At 45.7% G+C, this 25,553-nt stretch carries 23 protein-coding genes, 1 other RNA gene, 1 pseudogene and 1 riboswitch; of the genes and pseudogenes, 14 read left to right on the top strand and 11 right to left on the bottom strand.

The window, feature by feature from the left end:
* Nucleotides 1–18: 18 nt before the first annotated feature.
* Nucleotides 19–1,173: an LPS export ABC transporter permease LptG gene (gene lptG / locus CBI31_RS02295; RefSeq protein WP_088524794.1), complete on the bottom strand. Its 1,155-nt coding sequence runs from the start codon at nt 1,171–1,173 to the stop codon at nt 19–21.
* Complete coding sequence (lptF, locus tag CBI31_RS02290; RefSeq protein ID WP_088524793.1) at nt 1,170–2,285, bottom strand: LPS export ABC transporter permease LptF; 1,116 nt, start codon at nt 2,283–2,285, stop codon at nt 1,170–1,172. The genes lptG and lptF overlap by 4 nt, the downstream gene beginning before the upstream one ends.
* 160 nt (nt 2,286–2,445) lie before the next feature.
* Here lptF and CBI31_RS02285 point away from each other — a divergent pair, with 160 nt between their 5' ends.
* From CBI31_RS02285 to CBI31_RS02260, 6 genes are all read left to right on the top strand, one after another.
* Complete coding sequence (locus tag CBI31_RS02285) at nt 2,446–4,050, top strand: leucyl aminopeptidase (protein WP_088524792.1); 1,605 nt, start codon at nt 2,446–2,448, stop codon at nt 4,048–4,050.
* Between the two features lie 14 nt (nt 4,051–4,064).
* Nucleotides 4,065–4,529, top strand: a complete 465-nt coding sequence (locus CBI31_RS02280; RefSeq protein WP_088524791.1) for a DNA polymerase III subunit chi — start codon at nt 4,065–4,067, stop codon at nt 4,527–4,529.
* A 6-nt stretch (nt 4,530–4,535) separates the two neighbouring features.
* Nucleotides 4,536–5,327, top strand: coding sequence for a prolipoprotein diacylglyceryl transferase (lgt, locus tag CBI31_RS02275; RefSeq protein WP_088524790.1), 792 nt, complete (start codon nt 4,536–4,538; stop codon nt 5,325–5,327).
* Between the two features lie 100 nt (nt 5,328–5,427).
* Nucleotides 5,428–6,789: a malonyl-CoA decarboxylase domain-containing protein gene (locus CBI31_RS02270; RefSeq protein ID WP_240553663.1), complete on the top strand. Its 1,362-nt coding sequence runs from the start codon at nt 5,428–5,430 to the stop codon at nt 6,787–6,789.
* Nucleotides 6,790–6,953: 164 nt separating this feature from the next.
* Nucleotides 6,954–7,937 carry a Bug family tripartite tricarboxylate transporter substrate binding protein gene (locus CBI31_RS02265; protein ID WP_088524788.1) on the top strand — a complete coding sequence of 328 codons (984 nt, stop codon included), beginning with the start codon at nt 6,954–6,956 and terminating at the stop codon, nt 7,935–7,937.
* 38 nt (nt 7,938–7,975) lie between these two features.
* Complete coding sequence (locus CBI31_RS02260; RefSeq protein WP_088524787.1) at nt 7,976–9,499, top strand: malonate--CoA ligase; 1,524 nt, start codon at nt 7,976–7,978, stop codon at nt 9,497–9,499.
* On the opposite strand, the gene CBI31_RS02255 is transcribed toward CBI31_RS02260, so the two are convergent.
* From CBI31_RS02255 to CBI31_RS02235, 5 genes and pseudogenes are all read right to left on the bottom strand, one after another.
* Nucleotides 9,500–10,318, bottom strand: a complete 819-nt coding sequence (locus CBI31_RS02255) for a sulfite exporter TauE/SafE family protein (protein WP_088524786.1) — start codon at nt 10,316–10,318, stop codon at nt 9,500–9,502.
* A non-coding RNA gene (ssrS, locus tag CBI31_RS02250) (6S RNA) lies at nt 10,319–10,537 on the bottom strand. It abuts the gene before it with no gap.
* A 99-nt stretch (nt 10,538–10,636) separates the two neighbouring features.
* Nucleotides 10,637–10,855, bottom strand: a pseudogene (locus CBI31_RS10620) (cell division protein ZapA); the annotation flags it as partial.
* Nucleotides 10,830–11,111 carry a hypothetical protein gene (locus CBI31_RS02240; protein ID WP_088524785.1) on the bottom strand — a complete coding sequence of 94 codons (282 nt, stop codon included), beginning with the start codon at nt 11,109–11,111 and terminating at the stop codon, nt 10,830–10,832. The gene CBI31_RS02240 and the pseudogene CBI31_RS10620, both read right to left, overlap by 26 nt.
* Nucleotides 11,112–11,138: 27 nt before the next feature.
* Nucleotides 11,139–13,094 carry a TonB-dependent receptor domain-containing protein gene (locus tag CBI31_RS02235; protein ID WP_088524784.1) on the bottom strand — a complete coding sequence of 652 codons (1,956 nt, stop codon included), beginning with the start codon at nt 13,092–13,094 and terminating at the stop codon, nt 11,139–11,141.
* Between the two features lie 144 nt (nt 13,095–13,238).
* Nucleotides 13,239–13,449: riboswitch (cobalamin riboswitch) on the bottom strand.
* An 82-nt stretch (nt 13,450–13,531) separates the two neighbouring features.
* Here CBI31_RS02235 and CBI31_RS02230 point away from each other — a divergent pair.
* From CBI31_RS02230 to CBI31_RS02205, 6 genes are all read left to right on the top strand, one after another.
* The gene (locus tag CBI31_RS02230; RefSeq protein ID WP_088524783.1) at nt 13,532–14,149 is read left to right on the top strand and encodes a Crp/Fnr family transcriptional regulator; all 618 of its coding nucleotides are present in this window, start codon (nt 13,532–13,534) and stop codon (nt 14,147–14,149) included.
* A 212-nt stretch (nt 14,150–14,361) separates the two neighbouring features.
* Entirely contained in the window at nt 14,362–16,071 is a 1,710-nt protein-coding gene (gene oxc / locus CBI31_RS02225; protein WP_088524782.1) for an oxalyl-CoA decarboxylase, read from the top strand.
* Between the two features lie 83 nt (nt 16,072–16,154).
* Nucleotides 16,155–17,405, top strand: coding sequence for a formyl-CoA transferase (frc, locus tag CBI31_RS02220; RefSeq protein WP_088524781.1), 1,251 nt, complete (start codon nt 16,155–16,157; stop codon nt 17,403–17,405).
* A 70-nt stretch (nt 17,406–17,475) separates the two neighbouring features.
* Nucleotides 17,476–17,904 (top strand): PAS domain-containing protein, encoded by a 429-nt coding sequence (locus tag CBI31_RS02215; protein WP_088524780.1) that lies wholly within the window; start codon nt 17,476–17,478, stop codon nt 17,902–17,904.
* A 141-nt stretch (nt 17,905–18,045) separates the two neighbouring features.
* Nucleotides 18,046–19,293, top strand: coding sequence for a formyl-CoA transferase (gene frc / locus CBI31_RS02210; protein WP_088524779.1), 1,248 nt, complete (start codon nt 18,046–18,048; stop codon nt 19,291–19,293).
* A 1-nt stretch (nt 19,294) separates the two neighbouring features.
* The gene (locus CBI31_RS02205; protein WP_088524778.1) at nt 19,295–20,227 is read left to right on the top strand and encodes a methionyl-tRNA formyltransferase; all 933 of its coding nucleotides are present in this window, start codon (nt 19,295–19,297) and stop codon (nt 20,225–20,227) included.
* A 13-nt stretch (nt 20,228–20,240) separates the two neighbouring features.
* Here CBI31_RS02205 and panC read toward each other — a convergent pair whose 3' ends face one another.
* The 4 genes from panC to metG form a co-directional block, all read right to left on the bottom strand.
* Nucleotides 20,241–21,092, bottom strand: a complete 852-nt coding sequence (gene panC, locus CBI31_RS02200; protein WP_088524777.1) for a pantoate--beta-alanine ligase — start codon at nt 21,090–21,092, stop codon at nt 20,241–20,243.
* Complete coding sequence (locus CBI31_RS02195) at nt 21,089–21,952, bottom strand: segregation and condensation protein A (RefSeq protein WP_088524776.1); 864 nt, start codon at nt 21,950–21,952, stop codon at nt 21,089–21,091. Before CBI31_RS02195 ends, panC begins: the two co-directional genes overlap by 4 nt.
* Nucleotides 21,945–22,133, bottom strand: a complete 189-nt coding sequence (locus CBI31_RS02190) for a DUF3460 family protein (protein WP_088524949.1) — start codon at nt 22,131–22,133, stop codon at nt 21,945–21,947. Before CBI31_RS02190 ends, CBI31_RS02195 begins: the two co-directional genes overlap by 8 nt.
* Before the next feature lie 104 nt (nt 22,134–22,237).
* Nucleotides 22,238–23,908 carry a methionine--tRNA ligase gene (metG, locus tag CBI31_RS02185; protein ID WP_088524775.1) on the bottom strand — a complete coding sequence of 557 codons (1,671 nt, stop codon included), beginning with the start codon at nt 23,906–23,908 and terminating at the stop codon, nt 22,238–22,240.
* Between the two features lie 153 nt (nt 23,909–24,061).
* On the opposite strand from metG, the gene CBI31_RS02180 reads away from it, so the two are divergent.
* Both CBI31_RS02180 and dcd read left to right on the top strand, forming a co-directional pair.
* Nucleotides 24,062–24,901 (top strand): formate dehydrogenase accessory sulfurtransferase FdhD, encoded by an 840-nt coding sequence (locus CBI31_RS02180; protein WP_088524774.1) that lies wholly within the window; start codon nt 24,062–24,064, stop codon nt 24,899–24,901.
* A gap of 62 nt (nt 24,902–24,963) precedes the next feature.
* Complete coding sequence (gene dcd, locus CBI31_RS02175) at nt 24,964–25,530, top strand: dCTP deaminase (RefSeq protein ID WP_088524773.1); 567 nt, start codon at nt 24,964–24,966, stop codon at nt 25,528–25,530.
* The last annotated feature ends 23 nt before the right edge of the window (nt 25,531–25,553 follow it).

Genomic DNA, 25,553 nt, shown 5'->3' with positions numbered 1-25,553 from the left:
CTAAATGAATTTTGGGTATTAAGCTTTAGATACCCAGCGTAATGCCGTTAGAGCCAAGAGGAAGTAAAGCAGGGGTGGCGTGAGAGCCGTCATGAGAGCGGGCCAAGATCCTAATAAGCCGACATTGGAAAATAAGGAGTTAAAGAGCTGAAAACTCATGCCCAGCATGATGCCGCCAAAAACTTTAATGCCTACACTACCAGCGCGCACTTTTAAATAAGCAAAAGGTAATGCTAAAGCGAGCATCACAAAAATAGTAAAGGGGTAAATCACTTTTTTCCAGAACGCAATGGTATGGCGCTGGGCATCTTGTTTGTTATCACGAAGATGCGAGATAAAGCGACCTAAACTCAAGATGGACATCTTTTCTGGATTAATCAGCAGTACGCTCAAAATTTTGGGCGTCACTTCAGACTCCAGCATTACCATGGGGTGTCTGAATGTCTGTGCAGAAAAAACAGCATTCAATGGATCGGATTGCTTAGTTTCTTTGAAGCGAGTTTCTACAACATCATTGAGTACCCAAATACCAGTTTCGTCAAATTGACCTGAGATAGCGCTTCTAATAGATAGAAGGTGATAGGTATCATCAAACTCATACATTCGAATATTGCTGATGACATTATCTTTATCAACCTTGCCGACGTTGACATAGCGCACGCCGGGCCTCACTGGACCGCTGCCATCTTCATCACGCAGTCGATCTTTTACCCAAACACCAGTTCTAAATTGTGATGAGTAACTAGAACCCAAGGCCTTCATGCGAATTTGCTCTGATTTAGCCTCGGTATAGGGGCCGACCCATTCACTCGTAATGAGTGTGAGGGCCACGAGTGGCAGCGAGATTTTGGTGAGAGTGATCAGACCACGCTTTACATCCAGACCGGCGATACGCAGGATCGTAAATTCGGATTGGCTGGCGAGCATAGCAAAGACATAAATACTGCCAATCAGCCCGGCAATTGGAATGATTTCTGAGACTCGACTAGGCGCTTTTAGGAGAACATGCAGTAGTGCAAGAGATAGTGTGTAGCCACCCTGGACTGATCCAAGCTCGCTCAATATATCGAAAAATAAGAACAGAGCTACAAGGGCAAACAAAATAAAACCAAACGCTACATAAATTTGCTTGGCTAGATACCGCTCATAGATAAAGGGAAAGAGCAGTTTCATTTACTTGAAAATACACTAGGTAATTGGCGGCGCCACCATTTCAATGATGGATTGATGCGATTTCGAATCAAGGCAAAAGCGATTAAAAAAGCCAAAACATGGATAGGCCAAATGCCAACAAATACACTGATCTTCCCTTGAGATACAAAGTTCTGCGTCAAGTTGAGTAGATTGCTATAGATTAAATAAATTAAGACTGCATACAGCATGGCAGTGTAATTACCAAGGCGTGGGTTGACGTAGGCTAGCGGGATTGCAATTAGTACCAATCCAAGGGCCATGAGTGGGAGGCCAATGCGCCAGAGCAGTTCCGCTCTACTAGGATTAATAAATGCTGGGTTTGGCTCATTCATTAATTCATGAATAGTTTTTTCTCTATCACGCGGGGCCGGAGCTAGAGTCTCCTTACTGCGAATTTTCGTGCTGTACTCTTCAAACTCTAAAATCCTAAAGTCAGGCTGCGTTGGTTCGCCTTCATAGCGCCGCCCTTTTTTGAGCACGATCGACTTTTCCCCGCCTTCGGAGTTTTGGATGTAGCCGGTTGAGGAGACGGCAACACTGAGCTTGCCATTCTTGGAATCGGCAACAAATATATTTTTTACTTCGCCCTTATCGATATCTAGTTCTTCGATAAAGAACACGCGCTCTGCTTTAGCAGATTCTTTGAATTGTCCAGCACTCACCATGGAAACGTCATCACGCTGCTGGAAGCGCTGACTGATGAGCGTGGATTCACGATTTGCCCAAGGCCATATAAAAAGAGCTAAGAGGGCGATGATAATAATGAGTGGGGTTGCAAATTGCAGAACGGGGCGAATTAAATTGGTAATACTTAAGCCGCTTGCAAACCACACGATCATTTCTGAGTCTTTGTACCAGCGAACTAGGACGATGAGAGTGGCTACAAATAGGGAGACAGTGAGTAAGACCGCTAGGTAGCCAAGAGTAGCTAGCGCAATTAAAACTACGGCATCCTCTGGGTTGACTGCGCCATTAGCGGCGAAACCTAAAATTCGAATGACCAAGGTGGTAACCATGATGGTCACCAAGACCAAAAAAACCCCACCAGTCGTATAGCTGAGTTCGCGGCGGAGGGCTTGGTGAAAAATCATGCGAAGCGGTTTATTTGGATTCTGGGGTTATTAGTGGGGTTTAAGGGCTTATATTGGTGCAGATAAAAGAAGTTCACCTCATGTCGGAGGATAATGGATAAAAGACCTGTTTTAGTATTTCCTACACACTTGATTTGACTTAAACACATCGTAATAGATTATGACAATCCAATTTAGTAGCAAGATTTTCCCCCAGGCCGACCTCCAAAGTCCAAAAGCCTTAAATTCCAGCCTTAAAAGCCTTCTGGCTCAAAGCTCTGACTGTTTAGTTTTGGGCTACTCCAAGGCTGACTTTGATCATTTTGGCGGTGCAAAAGGGGCCAAGAGTAAGGCGGGATTTTTGGCTGAGCTTGACCAACTGCTGGGCGGTTCATTGAGCCACGCCAATGTACTCGGTGATCTTGAAGATAAGCAATCAGCTGTCTGTATTCTGCGTGCTGAAAAATCTTGGGCTACAAACGGGGTGAAGGTAAAGCGTGTGTTATTGCTAGGTTTGGGTGATTTACATATCGCGAGCGAGCGTAGTTTGACCAGCTTTTCTAAAGTAGTACGCGCAGGATTGAAAGCATTAAGCGGCGGTTCAATTGAAAATGCGCTGTGGTTTGTACCAAGCTTTGCACAAAAAGTAGAGTTAATTGCTGAAGAAGTGCGATTAACAATCCAGTATGCAGGCGACCAAGCTTATCGTTTCGGTGTGCGTCAACCTGCCATGAAATTTAAAGCAAAAGATAAAGCAGATACTTTTAAGCATTTAGTGTTTGCTGGTAATAATCATTGCGCAAAAGAGCTTAAGCTTGCGGTAGAGCAAGGCCTTGCGATGGTTGAGGGAATGCATTTGGCAAAAGATTTAGGCAATCTTCCTCCCAATATCTGTACTCCAAGCTACTTAGCTAAGACTGCTCAAGGCCTTAGCAAGAAGGTTGGCTTAAAAGTTGAAGTGCTTGGCCGCAAACAAATAGAAGCCTTGGGTATGGGTTCATTCTTATCCGTTGCACAAGGTTCTGAAACGCCACCCCAATTTATTGTCATGCGTCATCAAGGTGGCAAAACGGGTGATGCGCCGATTGTTTTAGTTGGTAAAGGTATTACGTTTGATACGGGTGGCATTTCATTAAAGCCTGGTGAAGCCATGGATGAGATGAAATACGATATGTGTGGCGCTGCTTCGGTAATAGGTACTTTGTATGCGGCTGGTTTGATGAAGCTCAATCAGAATGTGATTGGCGTAATCCCCACCTGTGAAAATATGCCATCAGGCCAAGCAACTCGCCCAGGCGATATTGTCAAAAGCATGTCTGGTCAAACCATTGAGATTCTGAACACTGATGCTGAAGGCCGCTTAATTCTGTGTGATGCACTCACTTATGTAGAGCGCTTCAAGCCTAAAGCAGTCATTGATATTGCAACCTTAACGGGGGCATGTGTCATTGCCTTGGGTCATGTGCATAGTGGATTATTTTCAGATGATGATGCTTTAGTCAATGCTTTGACTAAAGCAGGCAAGACCTCTTTAGATACTGTATGGCGTATGCCTTTAGATACTGCCTATCATGAGCAGCTCAAATCTAACTTCGCTGATGTTGCCAATATTGGAGGTCGCCCGGCTGGTAGCGTTACTGCAGCTTGCTTCTTGTCGCGCTTTACTGAGAAGTACAAGTGGGCCCATTTAGATATTGCCGGCACCGCCTGGAAGAGTGGCGCTGCAAAGGGTTCTACCGGTCGTCCAGTGCCCTTATTGGTGAACTTTTTGCTTGAGCAAAAGTAAGTCTATCCTGCTCAATGGCTCGCATCGACTTTCATAGCAATGTTGCTGATAAGCTGGAATACGCTTGTCGTCTCACGCGCAAAATTTGGAGCGCTACACCTGAAGGTCAGCCAGTGCGTAATGTTGTGATGGTTGGCGAAATGGCTGATTTAAAAAAGCTAGATGAATTACTTTGGACTTTTAGTGGTACTGATTTTTTGCCCCATTGTTTTATTGATGATGAGGCTGCTACTGAAACCCCCATTGTTTTAACCGATGACTTTGCCTCTCCCGCATTATCCAACCTACCGCATGCTGATGTCATGATTCATCTGGGGATGCGAATGCCACAAGACGTGGCTGCCTTAGCTGCACGGTTTCCTCGAATTGTTGAAGTCGTTACAGTCAATGAGGCGGAGCGCTTAGCTGGGCGCGAGCGTTATAAAGCTTACCGAGATCTTGGCCATGAGTTGCACAACTTTGACCAGTCTAAGAGTTAAGGCTCTATGTTGATTCATCCCCAGTTTGATCCAGCTGCGATTCGCATTGGATCCTTTGCAATTCATTGGTACGGATTAATGTATCTCATGGCCTTCGCACAATTTTTATTGTTAGGTCGTCTACGGATTCAAGCTGCGCGCTATCAAGCCTTGGGCTGGACTTATAAAGATCTCGAAGATTTATTGTTTGCAGGCGTCTTGGGAGTTGTTCTTGGTGGCCGCTTGGGCTATACCTTGTTTTATATGCCCGGCTATTACCTGACTCATCCTTTAGATATTTTGAAGGTTTGGGAGGGTGGCATGTCTTTTCATGGTGGTCTTTTGGGTGTACTGCTCGCTTTGTATTGGTTTGCAAAAAAACGCAACACGACTTTCTTTGTGGTGAGTGACTTAGTGGCGCCATTGGTCCCCTTTGGTTTGGCGTTTGGACGTCTAGGTAATTTCATTAATGGGGAGCTCTGGGGTAGGCCTAGCGATCTTCCTTGGGCCATGGTGTTTCCGATGGTTGATAGTATCCCGCGCCATCCATCTCAAATCTATCAGCTACTGGGCGAGGGTATCTTGCTTGGAGTGGTGTTATGGATCTATTCCAGCAAACAACATCGAGTCGGTCAGGTTTCGGGACTTTTCTTATTGGGTTACGGTATCTGCCGATTCTTAGCTGAATATGCGCGTGAACCAGATGCATTTTTGGGTCTCTTAGGTTTAGGCTTATCGATGGGGCAGTGGTTATGTGTACCAATGATCCTGTTCGGCATTTTTCTCATGACTTCGTTTAAATCAAAGTCCAAGGTATAAAAATGCATATCAGGGCTGAAGCCCTGATATTGCATCGCAAAAATACCTAAACACCTATATTTTCTAGATACAATCAGTAACTTAATGGATTTCAGGGTTTTTGCAGGAATACATTGATTTATCGTTTTTTATTAGCCGTATTTCTGAAAAGACTCGCATGCTTGAAAAGTTAGCAAAAGCCCGTTATTTTTCGCGCGTTACTGGTGCGGTGACCCGCCTGATTTCAGAGCGTGGCGAGTCCAATGCTGTCAGCATGGCTGACGATGTGATTAATAACTATTACAAGCTTACTAAAGATCAGCATGCAAAGTTCTTTACTTTCCTATTCCAGAAACTCAATCCGGATCCTGTAGCGGTGATGTCTGCTGCACAAAATTTTTCTGCTGAAGGTAATGCCCGTAACTACATTAAATTACAACGAGTTGTTGAGCCCCCCAGACAAGAGTTATTCCGCCGTTTAAATCGCGCCACCAATGGAACTGCTGCATTAGTAGGAATGCGCCGCGATCTTTTGCTGGTGCTAGATAAACAACCAGAGTTAACTGCAGTGGATTTTGATTTGCGTCATCTTTTATCTTCTTGGTTCAATCCTGGATTCTTGAAGATGCATCGCGTCGACTGGAAATCGCCAGCCGAGATTTTAGAAAAGCTCATTCAGCACGAAGCAGTGCACGCGATTGACGGTTGGGATGATTTACGCCGTCGTCTACAGCCTGACCGCAGATGTTTTGCGTTCTTTCATCCTCAGTTGCCTAATGAGCCGCTGATCTTCGTTGAGGTTGCCCTCCTATCAGAAATCCCCGCAGTGATTACGCCGCTAGTAGATAAGAAGGCTGAGACAGTCCATCAAACGTCCAATTACAAAGTGGCAGCCTTTTATTCGATTAGCAACTGTGAGCCTGGCCTGCGCGGTGTTTCTATGGGCAACTTCCTCATCAAGCGTGTTGCCGAGCAATTGCATGAAGAATTTCCGAGCCTCAAAACTTTTGTCACCTTATCGCCCATTCCTGGATTTATTGATTGGGTGGCTAGCGGTGCTGATATTGGTGGTGATAATTTCAGCGTACAACTCAAGCCTGCAATCAGATCAGCACGCGAGCAATCGCTAGAGACTCTAGGTTTGGCAAAACGTTCTTGGACTGAGCGTTTAAGTGCTGGCTGGCATCCTGATGATGCAAGCGAAAAAGAAAAATCTGCATTACTGTGTCTCGCAAGTATTTATTTGGGACTCGGCTCAGCCGGACGCAACGGCAATCCTGTGGCTAAGTTCCACCTAGGGAACGGAGCAAAGCTCCATCAAATCAATTGGGCGGCCGATCTTTCACGGAAGGGCCTACGTGAATCAGGGGCATTAATGGTGAATTATTTATATGATCTTTCTTCTGTTGAGGAAAATCATGAACGTTTTACCCACGGAGAGATTGATTATTCAAGGGCAGTAGGCCGTTTAATGGTGCCCTGATTAGGAATGCAGGAGGAGACGTCCTAAGGCAGAATTCATAGAGTATTCGCCTAAGGTTCATATGGAGTAAGCTTGGCGGCATTAGGTATTAATGCCAAAAGTGTTATTGAAGTTCGAATATTGAATCTATAGCTAATCAAAATAGTCAGTAAAGGAGACAAAAAATGTTAAAGCAATTGAGATTTACGAGCCTTATCAAGCAGGCCTTATTTTTAGTTTGTGCTGCACCTTTGGTGGTGATGGCACAAGAGTGGCCGAATAAGCCAGTTACTTTTGTTGTGCCTTTCCCAGCGGGCGGCGGGACAGATGCGTTTGCTAGGCCTTTGGCAGCTCAGCTCACCGAGCAACTGGGCAAACAGTTCATCATTGACAATCGTGGTGGAGCAGGGGGAACTGTTGGAGCATCCGTAGCTGCAAAAGCAGCTCCTGACGGCTATACCTGGTTGATCGGTGCCACTCATCACACTATCGCTCCATCCATGTATAAAAATTTGGATTACAACATTGAGAAGAGTTTTATACCGGTTGCAATGATTGCAAACGTGCCGCAAGTTTTGGTGGTCAATCCACAAAAAGTAAGCGCCCGTAATACCAAGGAATTCGTTGAGTTGATGAAAAAGAACCCTGGCAAATATAACTATGCCAGCGCTGGTAGCGGAACTGTTCACCACTTGGCTGGTGAGTTGTTCAAGATTCAAACAGGCACATTCATTACCCATATTCCATACCGCGGTGCTGGTCCAGCGATGACTGACCTACTGGCCGGACAAGTCGATCTCGAGTTTGATGGTTTGGCTACTTCTGCTCCGCAAATTAATGCAGGTAAGCTGGTAGCAATCGCCTTAGCATCGAATAAGCGTTCACCTGCCGTACCTAATGTTCCCACATTCCAAGAGGCAGGCTTGCCTGACTACCAGGTGTCCACTTGGTATTCCATATTTGCCCCAGCTGGTACTCCAAAGCCGATCGTAGATAAGATGATTGCTGAGGTGCAAAAAGCCCTAAATACTTCTAATCTCAAAGCTATTTGGGAAAAGAATGGTTCCGATACTCCGACTCTGACTGGAGAGGCTTTTGGAAGGCAAGTACAAGCTGATGTAGCGCGTTGGTCTGTTGTCGTTAAGAAATCCGGCGCTACATTAGATTAATTTTTCATGATTTTTAAGAGATTGGATTTGAGGGGTTCATGAATTTATATTCGCTATTGGAAAAAGGATTTCCAAAAGACAAGAAAGCATGTGCATTAGAAACGCATGATGGGCTTTACTACTCCTGGGCTGATCTTGAGGGTGCCACTGCTAAGTTGGCGAATTTACTCAAGAGTCTTAAGCTTCCTGCTGGTTCAAGGGTTGCTGTCCAGGTTGAGAAATCCCCTGAGGCTCTTTTTCTGTATCTTGCTACGATTCGTGCGGGTTATGTGTATTTACCCCTCAATACAGCTTATCAGTCTACTGAAATCCAATATTTTCTGGAGAATGCGCAGCCTGCTGTAGTAGTTTGCAGCAGCAAGAATTTCTCCTGGGTATCCAAGGTAGCCGCTAAGGCAGGTACTAAGCATGTCTTAACTCTCGATGAAAATCGAACTGGTACATTGCTAGAGTGCGCAGGTAGCTTAAGTGATCAATTTAAAACTGTGCCAGCTAAAGACGATGACCTTGCAGCTATTCTGTATACCTCAGGCACCACTGGCCGAAGCAAGGGTGCAATGCTCACCCATAAAAACCTAGGAAGTAATGCTCAGGTCTTGCAAAAATTCTGGGGCTGGCAAAAAGGCGATGTGCTGTTGCATGCTTTGCCTATCTTCCACGTACATGGATTATTTGTAGCTGCCCATGGTGCGTTGATTAACGGCAGCAAGATGATTTGGTTGCCGCGCTTAGATACGGCGCAATTGATTCATCACATGCCAAAATCCACAGTGATGATGGGCGTACCGACTTTCTATGTACGCTTGCTAGCTGACAAAGGCTTTAATCAGAAAGTAGCACGTAATATGCGCTTGTTTGTTTCTGGATCAGCCCCCTTATTGACAGAAACATTCAATACTTTCAAGCAAGTGATTGGGCAGCCGATTCTAGAGCGCTATGGCATGAGTGAGACAGTGATGTTGGTCTCTAATCCATACAAAGGTGCACGCGTGGGTGGCTCAGTAGGATTGCCATTACCAGGTGTCGAAGTCCGTGTGGTGAATGAAAATAATAAATCTTGTGGCGTTGATGAGATTGGCAGCATTCAAGTAAAAGGCCCAAATGTATTCCCGGGCTACTGGCGTATGCCTGAAAAAACTGCTGAAGAATTTACTCAAGACGGTTGGTTTAAGACCGGTGACGTTGGGCGTTGGGGCGGTGATGCCAACGGTGGCAAAGCTCCAAAAGACTACTTATGTATCGTTGGCCGCAGCAAAGACCTCATTATTTCTGGTGGTTACAACGTCTATCCAAAAGAGATCGAAGGTTTCATTGATGATATGGATGGAGTGGATGAGAGTGCAGTAATTGGGATTCCACATCCAGACTTTGGTGAGGCTGTGATGGCTGTTGTAGTTCCAAAAGCTGGTGCCAAGTTAAATGCCCAAGCCATGATTGCTACTTTAAAAACGCAGATTGCGAACTTTAAGATTCCAAAGCGTTTAGAGATTGTTGCTGACTTACCTCGTAATGCGATGGGTAAAGTACAAAAGAATATCTTGCGTCAGCAATATACGAGCTAGTTAAAAGCCAAATGCCTTGCGGCTTTCATTAAACATGAAGGCAGCAAGGAAAAATAACATCACACCAAAAATGCGCTTGAGTTGAGCAATATTCAGCTTGCGAGCCATCTTGGCACCCAGCGGAGCAGTGAAGATACTCACTGCAACAATACAAGCAACTGCTGGAACATAAACAAAACCTAAAGATCCGGATGGCAGGTTGGGGTGATTCCAGCTGCCATACATATAACCAATCGTTGCCGCGGCCGCAATCGGAAATCCTAGGCCAGATGAGCTAGCCATTGCTACATGTGGCTTTACATTGCACCAGAGCATGAAGGGTACAGTGATAAATGCACCGCCAGCGCCAACAAGACTCGAGAGGGCGCCAGCAAAAGCACCAAAGCCAAAGAGTCCAAGAGAGGCTGGTAATTCTCTACCAGCTTGAGGTTTCTTATTGAGCAACATCTGAATCGAAGTGTAAACAAGAAAGATCGCAAAAAAGAGTGAAAGCCATGAAGTATTGAGGGCCTCGAAAATTTCACTGCCACCAATAAGACTTCCAGCAACTAATCCGGGGCTAAATGCGGCAACCAACTTCCAATCAATAGAGCCATGTTTATGGTGCGCCCAAATCGCTGATGTAGTGGTAAACAGAATCGTAGCCATACTGGTAGCGATAGCCATATGAACAATGACCCCTTGGCTAAATTCCAGATGGTTGAAAACCAAAATCATGAAGGGTACCAAAATCATGCCGCCACCAATACCTAAAAGTCCAGCCAGAAATCCGGAGATGCTCCCGCACAACATGAGCATCAAGATATCGCTTAGTAACATGAATTCCCCGCCTTGGCCGCTAGGCCGTCATCCTGAACCCTAAGGTTCAAGGTGGAACGGCTACTCTGCTTCGGGTGCATTAAGAAGTTCAGGGAGTCACCAAGTCTGAGTTGGCACTGTGAACTTGCAAGACGCTCACGCCCACAAGGTAAAGATCGTTCCGGATGCTTGCGCATCGGTTCAAGGAACTATTGGCCTTGGCGAACCAGGCAGGGAAAGGGTTTGCATCAAAGCATCTACTTGATCTTCAAGATTGTGGATCTCTGCTTGAAGTTTTGCGATCTCATCTGAACTCACGTTAGAAGAGGAGCTTTGTTGCGATTGTTTTTGTAGCTTAATTAGATCACCAGCAATTTTGAGTGCAGCCATCATGCTGGCGCGTTCAATACTGCGATTACCACCGCCAATAGCAAGCTGAATTTGCTCATCAACCAATACACAAGCCTCACGCAGCAAAGGCTCGTGTTCTGCGCTTGTGGCAAGAGTAATCTTTTGCCCAGCTAGGGTTACTTCAATGCGTTGTTGGCTCACTATCATCCTCTGTGTTGGTAGGTGGAATAGCTTCGCCAAGTAAGTTCAATTGGCGTCCATCACTTTGTTCTGGTAAGCGACTCAAAATATGTTGAATACGCTTTTGCGCCCCCTCAATTTTTCCCTCAAGTTGAATCCGGTTCTGCGATAGGTTTATAACGGCATCAGAAACTAAGACAATCTTTTCAGAAAGGCGTTGAATGGATGCACGTAGGCCATCCAGATCTACATCGCCAGAGGAAAGAGGGTTGTACTCATTCATACTGGCATTGTAGTCTGAAATTAGGACTTATTTCATAGCGTAGCGCAAGCCTAGGAATGCGTTAGAGCCAGGGGTGTTGTAGCCATAACTCAGTTGGTAATCTTTATTAAAAACGTTATTCCATCGGACAAACAGGCTGAGATCTTTCTCTAAGTCGTAGTTGGCATATAGGTTATAGATGGTATAGCCTCCCATCCCGGTAGCCTCGCCAAGGTAGTCATTGCGCCTGCCAGAAAATGTTGCACCAACCCCAGCTGTCACTTTGGTATAGACATACTCTGCAGCTATATTTCCGTATTGCTTTGCTTGTTTGATTAGGGTTGTATCCGTGCCCTGATTGACAGGATTTTGTTGGGTAAATGAGCCCTTTAGATTGAGGCTCGCTAGGTGACTCATTCCACTTAGTGTGAGTCCAGTGATATTGGCGCTCGCAACGTTCGATGCACATCCTGTGTATGGATTTGTTCCTACTGGACAGTTGACTTTACTCACTTGAATGAGGTTTGAAATAGAGTTACTAAAAACTACGACGTGACCTTCAAGCGTAGGTTTTTCAAAATGTAATCCAGCCTCTATATTTTTACTTTTCTCTGCCTGCACTGCAGGGTTTCCATAGCCTGGGTAGTAAAGATCGTTGAAAGTAGGAGCCCTAAAGCCAGTTCCATAGTTGATATTAGCGCGCCATTCTTTTGTAAAGAAATAACCATATGCAGCAGAGCCTGTCGTATGCGGGCCATATCCAGTAATGCTGTCATTGCGAATAGAGAAGTTTGCAATATTCGATTCGCGCTTGAGTTGATAGGCTAAAGCCCCAGAATTTGTATTGCGAGACTGATTAAAACCAAGAAGTGGGAAGGGAAAGTCGAGTGAGTTGTAGTTAAGCTGATTACTCGAAACAGTTTGAGTTCTTCTCTCGGCCAGTACTTGCACAAGATCTTTTCCTAGGCTTATATCATTTTGCCAAGTGTAAATATTTTGCCTTTGATTAAGTGTGCTGTCATATGCAGAATAATCGCCTGAGGTTGGTGAGTGTGTTAGTGCATTGCTAGTTTGCGCAGAAGCCTGAAGTAGGCTTTTCCATGCATCATTTATTTGATTCTTAGAGTAGAGGCTATAGGTGCCAAGCTGAGAAATTTGGTTTTGAATTTGTTGCAAGCCATCTTGACCATTCAGTGCAGGCAGCTGATTATTTAATTTGCTCTGTAAAAACTGAAGGCCAAATTCTTGCCCCTTTTGCCATTCTTGAGAAATCCTGCCTGTTACGCTATCTTGCACATATCCTGTTCTATTGCCTGGTGTAATACCATCCTTATTATTTGACGCAATGGTATTAAATCCCATGGAGAGAGTTTGGGATGCCGCTAGTGAGTAGCTTATTGTTTGGTCGCCAGTCGTAGAGCCAAAAATGCTGGCCTCGCTTATTGAGGTTCCGTAGGTGCCATACCCAATCGAGGCATTGACTTTGGGCGGTCCCTCCCCACGTTTTGTAAAAATCTGAATTACGCCGCCAATGGCATCCGCTCCATAGAGACTACTTTGTGGCCCAAAAATAATTTCAATGTGATCAATGACATTTAGAGGTATCACTGACCAGTTAGCACCCCCGCTAAATGAATCATCTATTCGTACGCCATCAATTAATACAAGCGTCTGATTATTAGTTGTGCCCCTTAGGAAAACACTGGAATTCGATCCTCCGCCACCATAGCTAGAGATCGTCACGCCTTTTTGTTTTTGCAGTAACTCGACTAGGGTTGTTTGGCCTGACTGTGCTATTTCCTCTGAGCCGATGTAAACATTATCGGCTAATACATCACTTGCTTTAGTTGGTGTCCTAGTTGCTGTAACAATAATCGGGTCCATGGGATTTGGCGCGGATGCAACCGAAACACTGGAATCATTTTGTGCATGCGTTACGCTGCTGAGAATTATTAAACCGCCGCATAGTAGGGTGCTAAGTTTGCTGCTCAACTGCTGTTTCATGAAATGCTTTCTGTTGTCGAATACCTAGCTCACTTCCCCGTAAGCTGGGTCGAACAGAACTTCACGTGCAGGAGTTCGGGCGTCAATTGGGCGCAAGATCGCAGGACCAGGCACTGTCATCGGCGCGCGAAGGTCCCCGTCCGCAAAATTCCACCTGTCTTGGCCGGTATCCGGGCTAGTAAATCTCAGAATCTGGCCTTCCCATGCGATTGACGCGCACAGTGGCTTTGTCAGATTCCTCACACCCTTTTGATAAAAGGCGCATTTACTTACCGTTGCGGGGGCAGCACACGTTTAGTGTTTCCCGTTTAACTTTATTGCACTGCAATAAAGCACCACGACAGATTCATTCTAGCTTAATCACCCAGTGGGTTAGGGTTTTTATCTATTTTTTCGGGTAATAAAGACTACAATTGTCATTCTTGGAGTATCGATTTATGACAGTATTAGATAAGCACCCCGAAAAAAACCTGATTCGCCTTCAGCTGAGCCAAAACTCAGTCTTAAAAAGCTTGGGGCAGGACGTAATGGCTGATTTAGAGAGCCATTTAGAGATCTCAGATCTTAGAAAATCAGAAATTGTGCTGCATCAAGGTGATCATCAAATGGAACAATACTTTGTTTTAGATGGAATCTTAAAGCGCATTGTGTCTAGTGCTGACGCTAAAGAAATGATTCTGCGTTTTGCGATTGAAAAAGATATTGAGACTAGCTATGCTGCTTGGCGCCTTAAGACTGCTGCCCCCTATAGCATCGCCGCTGTCACCAAAGCCCGTGTAGCCCGGATGCCCCTTAAAAAATGGGCCGAATTCTTAGATCAACATCAGTCCCTCAAAGAAAGCTTTGAGTTTGAAGTAATGCGACTCATGAGCGAGATCATGGCTCATTCCATTACTTTGCATATGCTCGATGCCCCGGGCCGGGTAGAGCGTTTCCTGCGTAAATATGAAGACCTATTTGAGCTACTTCCCAAAAAGGAGCTAGCCTCTTACCTCAACCTCTCTCCAGAGACCTTAAGCCGTCTTAAAACAAAGCATAAAGAGCTTTTTATTTAGGTTTTAGGGGTTTGCGCCCCATTGGGACGCTTCAATTAGGGGGAAATTGACCGAAGTCAATGATGAACCCCCACCCCGAGCCTAATATTCATCTCTGCCAAGCGGGGACTAATACCCGCAGTGCAATTAATAACTTTATTGGAGAAGCTAGCGAAAGCTAAATTGCATAGCCCCATCACTCAGTGGTGACCTGCAATTGATATCAAAATTCTATGACAACAGATAATCAAAACACACAATTAACCGATGGCTTTCATCTCGTCATTGATGCTTTAAAAGCAAATGACCTCAACACCATTTTCGGTCTAGTTGGTATTCCAATTACTGACTTATGTCGTTTAGCGCAGGCAGAAGGTATGCGTTTTATTGGCTTCCGTCATGAGCAACATGCTGGTAACGCTGCTGCGATTGCTGGTTATATGACACAACAACCTGGTATTTGTATGACCGTTTCTGCTCCAGGTTTCTTGAACGGCTTAACAGCATTAGCAAATGCAACTGTGAACTGTTTCCCAATGATTTTGATTTCTGGCTCAAGTGAGCGTGAGATTGTTGACTTGCAGCAGGGTGACTACGAAGAGATGGACCAGCTCAATGCAGCTAAGCCATATTGCAAAGCGGCATATCGTATTAATCATATTGAAGATATCGGTATTGGTTTTGCCCGCGCGATTCGTGCAGCAGTTTCTGGTCGCCCAGGCGGAGTGTATTTAGACTTACCAGCACAGCTACTTGCTCAAACCATGCCTGCTGATGAAGCTAAGAAAACGATTTTTAAAGTCATCGACCCTGTACCACGCCAAATTCCAGCGGCTGATGCAGTAGCACGTGCATTAGATGTACTCAAGGGCGCTAAACGCCCATTGATTCTCTTGGGCAAAGGCGCTGCTTATGCGCAAGCCGATAAAGAGATCCGTGACTTGATCGAGAAGTCTGGTATTCCTTACTTACCAATGTCAATGGCAAAAGGTTTGTTGCCTGATAACCACCCACAATCTGCTTCTGCAGCCCGCTCATTTGTATTGGCTGAGGCTGATGCAGTGATGTTGGTTGGCGCGCGCTTGAACTGGTTGCTGGCTCACGGTAAGGGTAAGACTTGGGGCAAGGATCCTAAGAAATTTATTCAGATCGACATTCAGGCAAACGAAGTTGATAGCAACGTACAAATCGCCGCACCATTGATTGGTGACATTGGCTCATGCGTTGGCGAGCTCTTAAAAGGTATTGCCTCTGTTCCTAAGCCAAGCGCTGAATGGATTGCTGCAATCACTGAGAAGAAAAATAAGAACACTGCCAAGATGGCTGAGACATTGGCAAAAGAAGCAAACCCAATGAACTTCCATGGCGCACTACGTGTGATTCGTGATGTGATTAAAAAGAACCCAGATGTCAATTTGGTGAACGAAGGTGCAAACACCTTGGATTACTGCCGTGCGATTGTGGATATGTATAAGCCGCGTAAGCGTTTTGACTCTGGTACTTGGGGCATCATGGGTATCGGTATGGGCTATGCGATTGGCGCTACCGTCACTAGCGGCTTACCAACAGTGGCAGTAGAGGGCGATAGCGCCTTTGGTTTTAGCGGCATGGAGCTCGAAACGGTTTGCCGTTACAACTTGCCAATCACGACAGTCGTTTTTAACAACAATGGCGTTTACCGTGGTACTGACGTAAACCCAACTGGCGGCGCTGATGTTGCCCCGACCGTTTTCGTTAAGGATGCGCGTTACGACAAAATGATTGAGGCGTTCGGTGGTGTTGGTTACTACGTAACTACTCCAGCAGAATTAGAAGCAGCATTAATAGAAGCGATTGCTGCCGGTAAACCAGCCCTCATCAATGCTGTTATTGATGAAACCGCAGGTACTGAGAGTGGCCGTTTAACAAACTTAAATCCATCGACTGCGGCTGGAAAGAAATAAGCAGGGATGAGAAGTTAAGAGTAAAAGTTAATTTTTTAGACTGAATTTAGTAGTAAACAAGAAACACTTAAGGAGAAACAAACATGACTAAACCATTAGACGGTATTCGCATTATTGACTTCACCCACGTACAGGCAGGTCCTGCATGTACTCAGTTGTTGGGCTTTTATGGCGCTGACGTGATTAAGGTTGAGCGTCCAGGTTCAGGCGACGTTACTCGTAGTCAATTACGTGATATCCCAGGCGCAGATGCTTTGTACTTCACTATGCTCAACGGTAATAAGCGTTCTTTGACTTTGGATACTAAAACTCCAGAAGGCAAAGAAGTGCTTGAGAAGATGATCAAAGTTTCTGATGTGATGGTTGAAAACTTCGGACCAGGCGCATTAGATCGCATGGGTTTCTCTTGGAAGCGTATTCAAGAACTCAATCCAAAAATGATCTTGGCATCAGTAAAGGGCTTTAGCGATGGCCATTCATATGAAGACTTAAAAGTGTATGAGAACGTTGCTCAGTGTGCTGGCGGTGCAGCTTCTACCACTGGTTTCTGGGATGGTCCTCCAACAGTTTCTGCAGCAGCTTTGGGCGACTCTAATACTGGTATGCATTTGGCAATCGGTATTTTGACTGCTTTGATGCAGCGTCAAAAAACTGGCAAAGGTCAAAAAGTTTCTTGCTCAATGCAAGATGCAGTATTGAACTTATGCCGTGTGAAGTTACGCGACCAACAACGCTTGGACAAGATTGGTTACTTGGAAGAGTATCCACAGTATCCACATGGCACATTCACTGACGTAGTACCACGCGGTGGTAATGCTGGTGGTGGCGGTCAGCCAGGTTGGGTGTTGAAGTGCAAGGGCTGGGAAACTGATCCTAATGCTTATATCTATTTCACTATTCAAGGTCACGCTTGGGAGCCAATTACTAAGGCTTTGGGCAAACCAGAGTGGGCAACTGATCCAGCTTATATGACTGCTGAAGCTCGTCAAGACAAGATCTTTGACATCTTCGCAACCATTGAAGAGTGGCTCAAAGACAAGACTAAGTACGAAGCTGTGGATATTCTGCGCAAGTTCGATATTCCATGTGCTCCAGTTCTCTCTATGAAAGAATTGGCTGCTTCACCTGACCTGCGTAAGAGCGGTTCAATCGTTGAAGTGGATCACAAAGTACGCGGCAAGTATTTAACTATCGGTAGCCCAATCAAGTTCTCTGATTTGGAAATCGAAGTGAAGCCATCTCCAGTATTGGGTGAGCATACTGATGAAGTATTGGCTGACCTTGGCTACAACGCTGATGACATTGCTAAGTTGCATACAGCTAAAGCAGTTTAAGAACAATCATTAATCAGTAGCATCTTGAAGGCGCTCCTTGTGAGCGCCTTTTTTTATTTAGGTTGATTCTATGAATACCGGTATTGATTTAAGCCAATTAGTAGAGTGCATCGGGGATGCAATTATTGTTGTTGATGCTCATGAAAAAATTGTGATGTGGAATCCCGCTGCTACTCGCATCTTTGGTTACTCGGAAGAAGAAGCATTAGGTAGCACCATGGACTTAATTGTTCCAGAGCGTCAACGTCATCGACATAACGAGGGCTGTCGCAGGTCAATGGAAACGGGGATTACTCGTTACGGCGCATCATTACTCAAGGTACCCGCTCTGCATAAGAGTGGCAACATGCTTTCCATCGCGTTTACAGTGGGTATGCTGTTTGATGAGCATCACAAGGTCAATGGGATTGTTGCGGTAATTCGGGATGAGACCGATCGCTATACCCAGGAGAAGGCTCTTAAACAGCGCATCGCTGTTCTTGAAAATTCTGGCTCTTAGCCTCCTATACCTCTTAGGAAGCGTCAATTTAGCTTGAGTAGGGGGTCTTGCCCAAAAATTGGGCATGCACTATTGACCCTTATTCCCCACTGGTAAAATTATCCCAATTCAGAAATTTCATTCTTTATTGGGACTCAAACCATGGCAAAAGCACTAGAAGGGGTAAAAATCCTCGACTTTACGCACGTTCAATCTGGACCAACCTGCACACAGTTGCTTGCCTGGTTTGGTGCAGACGTCATCAAGGTAGAAAAATCTGGGGAAGGGGATGCAACTCGCGGTCAGCTGCGCGACATTCCGGATGCAGATAGCTTGTATTTCACTATGTTGAATCACAACAAGCGTTCTATTACTGTCAATACTAAGACTCAAAAGGGCAAAGAGATCCTCGAGCGCCTCATTAAAGAATGTGATGTTTTAGTAGAAAACTTTGCACCGGGCGCGCTCGATCGTATGGGGTTTACTTGGGAGCGTATTCAAGAACTGAATCCGATGATGATCATGGCCTCTGTCAAAGGTTTTGGTCCTGGCCCTTATGAAGATTGCAAAGTGTATGAGAACGTCGCGCAATGCGCCGGTGGCTCTGCATCCACCACTGGTTTTGATGATGGCCCCCCCATGGTGACTGGTGCGCAAATTGGTGATAGTGGAACTGGCTTACATTTAGCTTTAGGTATCGTTACTGCGCTTTATCAGCGCACCCACTCTGGCCGTGGCCAAAAGGTCCTGGCAGCCATGCAAGATGCAGTATTGAATTTGTGCCGTGTGAAGTTGCGGGACCAACAGCGCTTAGAGCGCAATGGCATCATGCAAGAGTACCCCCAGTTTCCGAACGGTGAGTTTGGCGAAGCTGTACCTCGCGCCGGCAATGCTTCTGGTGGTGGGCAGCCGGGCTGGATTGTGAAATGCAAAGGCTGGGAAACTGATCCAAATGCATACATCTATGTCGTAGTGCAAGCGCCAGTATGGGAAGCAATTTGCAAAGTCATCGGTCATGAGGATTGGATTACGGATGTCAGATTTGCTTCCCCAATGGCGCGCTTGCCCCATTTGATGGAGATCTTTGGTGAGATCGAAAAATGGACGATGACCAAGAGTAAGTTCGAAGTCATGGATATTCTCAATAAGTACGATGTTCCATGTGGCCCAATTCTGTCGATGAAAGAAATTGCCGAAGAGCCCGCACTCCGTGCTACAGGTACAGTAGTTGAGGTAGATCACCCCATTCGCGGCAAGTACCTTACTGTAGGCAATCCAATCAAGATGTCTGATAGCCCAACTGATGTAACGCGTTCACCATTACTTGGTGAGCATACCGATGAGATTCTTCATGAATTGGGTTATTCGACCGATGAATTAATTTCTCTTCGTCACGATAAGGTGATCTAAGATGCGGATTGCGCTGATTGGTAGTGCTGATTTTGGTAAGGCTGCCTTAGAGGCTTTTTTAGATCGTGGTGATGAAGTCGTTGCCGTTTTCTGTCCACCTGATAATCCCAAATCGACTAAACCTGAGGTTCTGAAAGAAGCGGCGCTGGTAAGAGGCCTTAGCGCTTTGCAATTCTCTTCCCTCAAAGGACCTGAGGCTGCTCAGGCCATGATTGATAGTAATGCAGATATCTGTGTGATGGCCTATGTGCTTCAGTTTGTTCCTCAAGAGCTCTGCAAGATTCCTAAGCACGGCACCATTCAATACCATCCCTCTTTGCTGCCAAAATATCGCGGTCCCAGTGCAATTAACTGGGCGATTGCATTAGGAGAAGAAAAAACGGGTCTAACGATCTTCCGTCCATCCGATGGTTTGGATGAAGGCGAAGTGATTTTGCAAAAAGAAGTCGCCATTGGACCAAATGACACCTTGGGCAAGGTCTACTTTGATCATCTTTTCCCAATCGGAGTCAAAGCGCTATTAGAGGCTGCTGATCTGGTAGTCGCAGGTAAACATCAAGAACTCGTTCAAGATGAATCCAAGGCTAACTATGAGGGTTGGTTTGGTGTTGATGCTGCGCAGATTCATTGGGCGACACATATCAGTCAAATCTACAACCTGATTCGTGCGTGCAACCCAGCTCCTGGAGCATGGACGAAATTTGGTGAGCAAAAGGTTCAGATCTACGATTGCCACAAACATGTGACTGCAACCTTTGGTGCAGTTAAAGGCAAGCCAGGTGAAATCACACAAATCACTTTAGATTCATTCTTTATTGCCTGCCATGGCGGACAGATTGAAGTCCTCAAGGCTAAGGGTGCTTCAGGGAAGGTGAGTGGTGCCGATTTGGCTAAAGAGTTGAACTTAGAGGTGGGTAAGTTTTTTACCCTTTAAGCATTACTAAGGATTAAATCTCTAGGTTATCTATCAAGCGTGTTTTGCCAATCTTGGCCGCTGTGAGAATCACGAGCGGCTCGCCTGCATGCAGACCTTCATTGGAGGTTGGAGCCAAATCACTTTGCTTACGAATAGCGATGTAATCAGGATTCCAGCCGCGTCTGGCAAGTGTTGCCACTGCCTTTTTTTCAATTTCTGAGAGTGACGCTACATTTCGATCTTTTAATTGTAGAACTTGTTCGCGTACATCTTTGAGCGCTTTTTGTAGTTCGGGCGCTTCTGCACGCTCGTCGGCTGAGAGGAAGCTATTGCGCGATGAGAGAGCGAGGCCATCATCAGCGCGAATAGTTTCACCAGGAACGATATCGACTGGTAATGCAAACTGTTTAGCCATTTGACGAATAATCATCAACTGTTGGTAATCTTTTTTTCCAAATACGGCGACCTTAGGCTGTACGCAAGAAAAAAGTTTTAATACAACCGTACAAACGCCTTTAAAGAATCCCGGGCGAAATTCACCTTCAAGGATGTCGCCGAGTTGTTGTGGTGGATCTACGCGATATTCTTGTGGTTGTGGGTAAAGATCACGCTCAGTCGGTGCAAACAGAATGTAGACACCTTCTTTTTCTAGCTTCTCAATATCCGCTTGCATAGTGCGAGGATAGCTATCAAAGTCTTCATTAGGACCAAACTGCAGGCGATTTACAAAGATGCTAGCAACTACTGGGTCGCCATGTTGCCTTGCCAGGCGCATGAGTGACAAATGACCTTCATGTAGGTTACCCATGGTCGGTACAAATGAGGCACGGTTCTGGCCGCGTAAGTGATCACGCAACTCCTGAATATCACTAATGATTTTCATGCAACGGGCGTATAGGCTAGGCGTACGTAAATCGGAGCATAGGGCTCGGCCTGTGTGATCTCTATCAAAGCCTCGCGTGAGAGCTCAAGCATGGCAATGAAATTCACAATCACTACTGCAATACCTTCGCCAGATTTAATTGCATCTTCAAATAGCTCGCCAAACTCAATAAAACGCGTGCTTTGTAGGCGACGTAAAATCCGTGTCATGAAGTCACGGACAGATAATTGTTCGCGAGTAATGGTGTGGTGCTGATTGAGTTTGGCACGATGTAAGACATCACGCCACGCCATTTGCAGGTCATCTAAATTGACTTCGGGCCAAGCGATGGCAACAGTAGTGTCTACAAAGCCGTGCGCTATCTGGAAGTCACGTCCTTGCTGAGGAATTTGGTCAAGCTCTTGAGCGGCCAGCTTCATGCGCTCATATTCCAAGAGGCGACGAACCAATTCTGCGCGTGGATCATCTACCTCTTCTTCGCTATCTGCCTTCTTCATTGGCAATAGCATGCGCGATTTAATTTCGATCAACATCGCTGCCATCAATAAATATTCGGCAGCAAGCTCAAGATTAGTATGACGAATTTGATCGATATAGCTCAGATATTGCTGAGTAACCTGCGCCATTGGAATATCTAGTACATTGAAATTCTGCTTACGAATGAGATAAAGCAAAAGATCTAGCGGACCTTCAAATGCTTCTAGAAAAATTTCCAGCGCATCTGGTGGGATATAGAGATCAGTAGGGAGCTTAAAGAGTGGCTCACCATACAGTTTGGCGAATGCTTCCGACATCCCGTCAGTGACTGATGGGGTGCTATCTAGTAAATCAGAGATTGGCTGAGTGCTTGGCTCAGTCATTCGAGTAAACGTAAGCGCGTTGTTTTAACTTGGCCGCTTTTGCGCGGCGCTGATCTTCAACGGTAAGGGGTTCTTTGTCCCACAACAGCGCGCGACCAGCTTGTTGGTCTGCCTCGAGATTGGGCTTCTCAGATTTGAGCTCATTTAAGAACTGGGTAAATTCAGACTGATATCTTGCCATGGTATTTCCTAAAATACTCAATAAATTCAATAACTTATAGAGATTAATGCCAAAAGTCATCTATGGACTACGACCACCATTATAGGTGCTTTTTAGGGCTATTTTTACAAGTTTGCTGCTAGCAAAGCCTCAATTTGAGGAGCCTCCACCCGGGTCATCAGATGCTGATAGGCCTTGATCGGATTCTTGCTAGAAAGCGGGGTATTGATATCACTCCAAGATTGCGGAGGGAGGGAGAGAAACGTTTCTACGCCTATAGCAACTTGTGGAATAACCGGCTTGAGATAAAGACTGAGCATGCGGAAAGCTTCCAAGGTAACGCTACAAATTTGCTGCAAGTCTGCCTCTCGAGCCAGATCTTTGGCAATTTCCCAAGGCTTGTTCTCATCTACGAAAGCATTGACCTTGTCAGCAAGATCCATGATAGTACGTAAGGCTTTTGCATATTCGCGTGCTTCGTATAACGCTGCAATTTTTTCACTTGAGGCGGCAATTTCTTTGAGCAGGGGATTGTTCATAGCTTCATCAGACACCACGCCACCAAAACGCTTGACTAAGAATCCTGCGCTGCGACTCGCAATATTGATGTACTTACCCAATAAATCACTATTCACGCGCGCTACAAAGTCTTGTAGATTTAAATCTAAATCTTCCATGCTGTCATTGAGCTTCGTAGCAAAGTAATAGCGGAACCATTCCGGATTAAAGCCGCACTCAATGACGCTGTTGGCAGAAATTAAGGTGCCGCGTGACTTACTCATCTTCTCGCCATCAACGGTTAAGAAACCATGAGCAAATACATTGGTTGGTGTGCGATAGCCTGCGAACTGCAACGTAGCTGGCCAAAAGAGGGTATGGAAATACAAAATATCTTTACCAATGAAATGATATTGCTCAGTGGTTGTATCTGGTTTGACCCACTCATCAAAGTTCAGACCTTTGGCCTGACAGTAATTGAGAAAGCTAGCGTAGTAGCCAATAGGGGCATCAAGCCAGACGTAGAAGTATTTGCCCGGGGCATCAGGAATCTCAAAGCCGAAATAAGGAGCATCACGGGAGATATCCCAGTCACCCAGCTTGCTTTCGCCTGGCTGGCCAACCCACTCCTTCATCTTGTTGCGGGCCTCAGGTTGAAGAGGTGTCTTTACTTGAGTCCAGTCGCGTAAAAATGCTTCGCAACGTGGGTCAGATAACTTAAAGAAGTAATGATCAGAAATCTTCTTGATTGGTGTTGCACCGCTGACTACTGAGAAAGGATTTTTCAGATCAGTAGGTGAATAGGTGGCACCACATTTTTCACAGTTATCACCATATTGATCTTTGGCAGCGCACTTTGGGCACTCGCCTTTGATGAAACGATCGGGCAAGAACATTTCTTTGACCGGGTCATAAGCTTGTTCAATCGCACGCTTTTCAATCAGGCCAGCATCACGTAATTTCAGATAGATGCTTTGCGAGAGCTTTTCATTCTCTGGGCTATCTGTGGTGTAGTAGTTATCAAATGAAATGAGGAAGTTATCAAAGTCGCGCTTATGCTCTTTCCAAACATTGGCGATTAACTCCTTTGGAGTGATCCCTTCTTTTTCTGCGCGCAGCATGATGGGGGTGCCATGGGTATCATCAGCGCCAACATAATGCACTTCATGGCCACGCATCCGTTGAAAGCGCACCCAAATATCAGTTTGCACATATTCAACCAAATGGCCAATATGGATCTGACCATTGGCATACGGCAAGGCGGAGGTAACAAGAAGACGACGCTGGGAGCTGCTCATGTAATGCGGACTTAAATAAGAAGGTTAAATTAGGGGTAATGCTCAATTATGCCGAGCTTGTGCAGTGATTTTAGTCTGCGGTTAAAGTTAACACCGCGAAGTTCCCGTAAATCTCGCTAAACTCCAATTTCTACTCGATTCAGAAAGCGTTTCATGGCCGTTCAGCCCAATATTCAGATGTCTAGCGCCTCCGTGCCTTTGGTCCACGAGGTCGAGGTCTTAGATGAGGCGGGCAGGAAAAAGCTCACCCACATCCCTGGGGAGCGCTCATTAACGATTTATCTGGATAAGCGTGAGGTCGTCACTTTGATGACCCTAGGCAGCGCTCCCGAAGCCTTGGTTCTGGGCTATTTACGCAATCAGCGTTTGGTGGAGTCTCCGAACGATATCGAGAGCATCCAGGTTGACTGGGAGACGGATTCTGCTGCTGTTAAGACTCGCCGCAGTTCGGTTGATATTGATGCGCTAACTAGCAAGCGGGTAGTCACTACGGGTTGTGGTCAAGGCACGATGTTTGGTGGCCTCATGGAAGAGATGTCGGAAATTCGGCTACCAGATGGACCCCAATTATCCCAAGAGGCAATCGTCGCCTTAATTGATGCCATTCGCGTTCATGACTCGATCTATAAGAGGTCTGGCTCAGTTCACGCCTGTGCTGTATTTGAGAGGGCAGGTGAGGATGGGGTGCAGCTTCTTCACTTTATTGAAGATGTGGGACGCCATAATGCAGTCGACTCGATTTCTGGTCTGATGTGGCTGGCCAATAAACCCGGCAAAGATTTAATCTTCTTCACTACTGGGCGGCTCACCTCTGAGATGGTGATTAAAGGAGCCCAGATGGGCGTGCCTTTCCTACTAACCCGCTCGGGGGTCACTCTCATGGGTCTAGAACTGGCTCGTAAAACCAACCTCACCATCCTGTCTCGTTGTTCTGGTAAACATTTTGAGATCTATAACGCCCCTGAGCGAGTGATTTTTACCAAAAATAGCTAATTTTTAGTGCTCAGCACCCGATAAATGATCGGGAAGGGCTGCGAAGGTTTTACAATTCGCCCATGACTATTAAATCTGACCACTGGATCCGTCGCATGGGCGAGCAAGGCATGATTAGCCCGTTCGAGCCAGGACAAGTTCGCCAAGACGCTGCTGGAAACAAAATCGTGAGTTATGGCACATCAAGCTATGGCTACGATATTCGTTGCGCAGATGAGTTCAAGATCTTTACGAACATCAATAGCACTATTGTTGACCCCAAGAATTTCGATGATCAATCTTTCGTAGATTTTAAGGGTGATGTTTGTATCATTCCACCGAATTCATTTGCTTTAGCAAGAACCGTTGAATATTTTAAGATTCCACGCAGCGTATTAACTGTTTGCGTTGGCAAAAGCACCTATGCTCGTTGCGGCATTATTGTGAATGTCACTCCATTCGAGCCCGAATGGGAAGGCTATGTCACTCTAGAGTTTTCTAACACTACACCATTGCCTGCCAAAATTTACGCAGGTGAGGGATGCGCACAAGTTCTCTTTTTTGAGAGTGATGAGATTTGCGGCACATCTTATAAAGATCGTGGTGGCAAGTATCAAGGTCAGCGGGGCGTGACCCTGCCCAAGACTTAATTTCCTTTATTACAATCCTAGTT

It is taken from the genome of Polynucleobacter campilacus (assembly GCF_002206625.1).
GTDB classification, from domain to species: domain Bacteria; phylum Pseudomonadota; class Gammaproteobacteria; order Burkholderiales; family Burkholderiaceae; genus Polynucleobacter; species Polynucleobacter campilacus.
The sequence above is the reverse complement of the archived record's forward strand: the minus strand, read 5'-3'. Positions and strand labels throughout refer to the sequence as shown.

What these genes read in the sequence shown, in the direction of transcription:
- CBI31_RS02280 (WP_088524791.1), top strand. Translation starts at nt 4,065, where the DNA reads ATGGCTCGCATCGACTTTCATAGCAATGTTGCTGATAAGCTGGAATAC.
- dcd (WP_088524773.1), top strand. Translation starts at nt 24,964, where the DNA reads ATGACTATTAAATCTGACCACTGGATCCGTCGCATGGGCGAGCAAGGC.
- metG (WP_088524775.1), bottom strand. Translation starts at nt 23,908, where the DNA reads ATGAGCAGCTCCCAGCGTCGTCTTCTTGTTACCTCCGCCTTGCCGTAT.
- CBI31_RS02265 (WP_088524788.1), top strand. Translation starts at nt 6,954, where the DNA reads ATGTTAAAGCAATTGAGATTTACGAGCCTTATCAAGCAGGCCTTATTT.
- CBI31_RS02230 (WP_088524783.1), top strand. Translation starts at nt 13,532, where the DNA reads ATGACAGTATTAGATAAGCACCCCGAAAAAAACCTGATTCGCCTTCAG.
- frc (WP_088524779.1), top strand. Translation starts at nt 18,046, where the DNA reads ATGGCAAAAGCACTAGAAGGGGTAAAAATCCTCGACTTTACGCACGTT.
- CBI31_RS02195 (WP_088524776.1), bottom strand. Translation starts at nt 21,952, where the DNA reads ATGACTGAGCCAAGCACTCAGCCAATCTCTGATTTACTAGATAGCACC.
- lptF (WP_088524793.1), bottom strand. Translation starts at nt 2,285, where the DNA reads ATGATTTTTCACCAAGCCCTCCGCCGCGAACTCAGCTATACGACTGGT.
- frc (WP_088524781.1), top strand. Translation starts at nt 16,155, where the DNA reads ATGACTAAACCATTAGACGGTATTCGCATTATTGACTTCACCCACGTA.
- lgt (WP_088524790.1), top strand. Translation starts at nt 4,536, where the DNA reads ATGTTGATTCATCCCCAGTTTGATCCAGCTGCGATTCGCATTGGATCC.
- CBI31_RS02215 (WP_088524780.1), top strand. Translation starts at nt 17,476, where the DNA reads ATGAATACCGGTATTGATTTAAGCCAATTAGTAGAGTGCATCGGGGAT.
- CBI31_RS02205 (WP_088524778.1), top strand. Translation starts at nt 19,295, where the DNA reads ATGCGGATTGCGCTGATTGGTAGTGCTGATTTTGGTAAGGCTGCCTTA.
- panC (WP_088524777.1), bottom strand. Translation starts at nt 21,092, where the DNA reads ATGAAAATCATTAGTGATATTCAGGAGTTGCGTGATCACTTACGCGGC.
- CBI31_RS02255 (WP_088524786.1), bottom strand. Translation starts at nt 10,318, where the DNA reads ATGTTACTAAGCGATATCTTGATGCTCATGTTGTGCGGGAGCATCTCC.
- lptG (WP_088524794.1), bottom strand. Translation starts at nt 1,173, where the DNA reads ATGAAACTGCTCTTTCCCTTTATCTATGAGCGGTATCTAGCCAAGCAA.
- CBI31_RS02180 (WP_088524774.1), top strand. Translation starts at nt 24,062, where the DNA reads ATGGCCGTTCAGCCCAATATTCAGATGTCTAGCGCCTCCGTGCCTTTG.
- CBI31_RS02240 (WP_088524785.1), bottom strand. Translation starts at nt 11,111, where the DNA reads ATGAATGAGTACAACCCTCTTTCCTCTGGCGATGTAGATCTGGATGGC.
- CBI31_RS02235 (WP_088524784.1), bottom strand. Translation starts at nt 13,094, where the DNA reads ATGAAACAGCAGTTGAGCAGCAAACTTAGCACCCTACTATGCGGCGGT.
- CBI31_RS02260 (WP_088524787.1), top strand. Translation starts at nt 7,976, where the DNA reads ATGAATTTATATTCGCTATTGGAAAAAGGATTTCCAAAAGACAAGAAA.
- CBI31_RS02190 (WP_088524949.1), bottom strand. Translation starts at nt 22,133, where the DNA reads ATGGCAAGATATCAGTCTGAATTTACCCAGTTCTTAAATGAGCTCAAA.
- CBI31_RS02285 (WP_088524792.1), top strand. Translation starts at nt 2,446, where the DNA reads ATGACAATCCAATTTAGTAGCAAGATTTTCCCCCAGGCCGACCTCCAA.
- oxc (WP_088524782.1), top strand. Translation starts at nt 14,362, where the DNA reads ATGACAACAGATAATCAAAACACACAATTAACCGATGGCTTTCATCTC.